The 3,292-nt window shown below is 69.6% G+C and carries 3 protein-coding genes; 2 read left to right on the plus strand and 1 reads right to left on the minus strand.

Translation table 11 applies throughout. The features are described 5' to 3' along the window. Nucleotides 1-929 (minus strand): pyridoxal-dependent decarboxylase (locus tag DD1DGNOD_RS30335; RefSeq protein WP_241255986.1); only part of this gene is annotated, 929 nt, incomplete at its 3' end. Between the two features lie 398 nt (nucleotides 930-1,327). Here DD1DGNOD_RS30335 and DD1DGNOD_RS25550 point away from each other — a divergent pair. Further along, nucleotides 1,328-2,305 (plus strand): IucA/IucC family C-terminal-domain containing protein, encoded by a 978-nt coding sequence (locus DD1DGNOD_RS25550; RefSeq protein ID WP_241251863.1) that lies wholly within the window; start codon nucleotides 1,328-1,330, stop codon nucleotides 2,303-2,305. A 606-nt stretch (nucleotides 2,306-2,911) separates the two neighbouring features. Then, the coding region (locus DD1DGNOD_RS30340; RefSeq protein ID WP_283234755.1) for a Clp protease N-terminal domain-containing protein at nucleotides 2,912-3,292 on the plus strand (381 nt) is incomplete at its 3' end.

Consider the following 3,292-nt stretch of genomic DNA (forward strand, 5'->3'; position numbering starts at 1 on the left):
GCGGGACGACCCGGCAGGCCCGCGGCCGGCGCGGCGGTGGTCAGTACGGAGAGGTTGTCGCGGGCCAGCATCAGCGCGGTGAGGTTGGATGCCGTACCACCGGTGGTGATCGCTCCACCGGCCGCAACGGGATCGAACCCGACCAGCCCGGCGAGCGCGGCGACGACCTCGGTCTCCATGGCCGTAGCCGCGGGCGCCTGGTCCCACGAGTCCAGGGACGGGTTCAGCGCGGAGACCACGAGGTCGGCGGCAACGGCCACGGCAAGCGGCGGGCAGTGCAGATGGGCGGCGCAGGCCGGATCGGCCGGGTCGGCCGCCCCCTGCGCAAGCATGCGGGTGAGCCCGGACAAGGCGGCGTGCGTCCCGACGCCCTCGGCGGGAAGCGCCCAGGGCCCCTGGGCGGGAAGCTCCCGAGAGTTCTCGGCGGAAGGCACCCCGGGGGGGCCGGCTGCCTGGTCGGACAGCTCCTGGTCGGGCGGGCGCCCGGAACGTCCCCCGAGCGCCCCGGGGACTTGGGCCTCCCGGACCTCCCGGATCGACTCCGGCGACCGGGGAGGAACCCCGGATCCGGCAGGAACCCCGGCCGCGAAAGAAACATGATCGTGTCGCCTTTGGCCCTCCAGCACGTCATGGACCCACCGGCTCACGCCTGCCGGACCACCAGGTGGCAGGGGACCGCCACGGGCCGAGGTCCCGGCCGCAAGCCCGTCCAGGGCGATGGCCACCAGTGACCGCAGCCGGTCGATTCCGCCGGCACCACCGGCCAGCCCGGCGTCGACCGGCCCCGCGCCGGCCGGTCCCGCGCCGGCTGAAGCGGTGGGCGAACGGCCGTCCCCGGGCGGGGCGGTCACCGCGGCGCCCAGACGGTGCCGGCACGGTGACCAGCGCCGGGACGCTTCGCGTACCCGGGATGCCCATGACCGCGACACAACGGTTCCGGCGCGACACATCCCACTGTCACGGTCGGCGAGTTGACGCGACACATGAACTTAGGTTTACCTAAACGCATGCGCCATTCCAACGACGGACCGGCGAAACCCACGGCGTTCCCCGTCCCCGACGCGATCCACGACCACACCCGCAACCACGTAAACAGCGGCGACCCCGTCGACACCGCGAACCGCCGCCGCACCGGCGACCACGTCCGGGCCCGCCCGGTGCCGTCGAGTCGGCAACCCGCGACAACCACCGTCCACCCGCCCCCCGTCCACCCGTCGTCGGAATCGGTTCCGCCCGTCCAACCTATGATCATTGTAGGGTCCGGTATCCCGGATCCGCCGCACCGACGCGGCACCATCGCCGTGCCGACGCCCGCCGGACAGTTCCGGTGAGGACCTGCTACCAGCACATTCCGCTGGCTGGAGACCACCCGGCGCAGATGGTGGGGAACCACCCATCGCGGGCCGTACCGGCGCAGGCCCGTCCGCTGCTGGCAGGAACGCTCGAAGCCGTCGCGGCAGTGCTCGACGGGCAGTCAGGGCATGTCGGCCATCCCGGCCGCGCCGCCACCGGCTGGCTGCACTGCGCCGACCTGCTCGCCGACGGCAGGCTCGACCGGGAGCTGCAGGCGATGTCCGACGCGTACGGGTACAGCCGGGAGGTCTCGGCCACCCACTTCCTGAGCGCCTATGTCAGTGGCGTGGCAGGACTCGCCATCGCGGCGTACATGGTGCACAGCCGGGTACCGGACGTGTGCGCACACGACATGTCCCTGCACGTCGCGCCCGGCGGATGGTTCGACGCCACGGCTTTTCATTCCGAGCGTGTGACCATGCTCACGGACGATCCGGCACTCCTTGTGACGGTCGTGCCGGCGACGGACGATCGCCGGCACGACCCGGTGAGCGACCGGATGACCGACCGGATGATCGACGTGGTTGCCGATCGGGACGCCCTGCGGCAGCGGCTGGTGACTGCTCTGGTGGGGCATCTCGAGCCACTTGTCGTGACCCTGCGAGCGCAGGCACGCCTGGGCCTGTCCGCATTGTGGGGCATGGTGGCCGCGCAGTGCGGCCGGACGTTCCTGCTGACCGAACGGGTGACCCGGGATCCGGACATCGGACGGGCAGAGGCGGACGCCTTCTTCGCCCTCGCCAGTCCACCGATGCGGGCCCGCCCCGCGTGGTTCGAGTTCACTCATCGTGGCCGCCGGCAGACGGCGATGCGTCGGGGTTCGTGCTGCCTCGCCCACCGGATGACCTCTCAATACTGCACAACGTGCCCGTTCACGCCTGATTCGGAACGTGAACTGCGTCTGCGCGCGTGGATAGACACGCAAGGCGACGGCGGACTGGCGATCGGATAACGGTGATCGGATAACAACATGGCAGCCGAGGGACCGGGGACTCCGACAGCGCGAAAAATATGATCGCCTTTGGCCCCATGGCGGCCGAGAGACCTGGGCCAACCAGCATGTTCTCGTCTTTCCGTCGAGAGACGGCGGTAACTGTATGACCCCCCCGTCCAGAACGAATCGTTTACTGATTTTACGATTACTCTGAGTAGTATTTCATTCCCTGCACAGCGACTGGGCGCCGGAGCGCGATAGTCATTACTTTTCGCGACCACACGGTAGGCGGCCGGAGCCGTGACACGGGCCGCCCCCAGCGGCCGCCCGCCGTTGACGAGGAGGTTGCCCGCTCACCCCTGGCGGGTGGACGCCTCCTCCGGTGACCGCGAGATTTCGTTCTGCTCTCGGCGGAACAGCGGGACGGAATCGGCCCTGGTCGGCCACCGTTGTTTCAGGCGTCTTCGCTGGTGGACCGGCTACCCCGGTCGGTCCGCCGTCCACGACGAAGAGGGCGGGGCCGGCGGGTAGGTTTCCGTTCGATGCGTGAGGACATGCCTCGGCGGAGCTAGCATGCGGATACCGGCTGCCGTGTGGTCGGTCGCACCGCTCGAAGGAGCGCACATGTTCGAGAGATTCACCGACCGGGCACGTCGGGTCGTCGTCCTGGCTCAGGAAGAAGCCAGGATGCTCAACCACAACTACATCGGGACCGAGCACATCCTGCTCGGGCTGATCCACGAGGGCGAGGGTGTCGCCGCCAAGGCGTTGGAGTCCTTGGGCATCTCCCTCGAGGGTGTTCGGTCACAGGTCGAGGAGATCATCGGGCAGGGGCAACAGGCCCCGAGCGGACACATCCCGTTCACTCCGCGCGCCAAGAAGGTGCTGGAGCTGTCCCTGCGGGAGGCCCTGCAGCTCGGCCACAACTACATCGGGACCGAGCACATCCTGCTCGGGCTGATCCGCGAGGGCGAGGGCGTGGCCGCCCAGGTCCTGGTCAAGCTC

This window comes from Candidatus Protofrankia californiensis (genome assembly GCF_900634765.1).
GTDB lineage: Bacteria > Actinomycetota > Actinomycetes > Frankiales > Frankiaceae > Protofrankia > Protofrankia californiensis.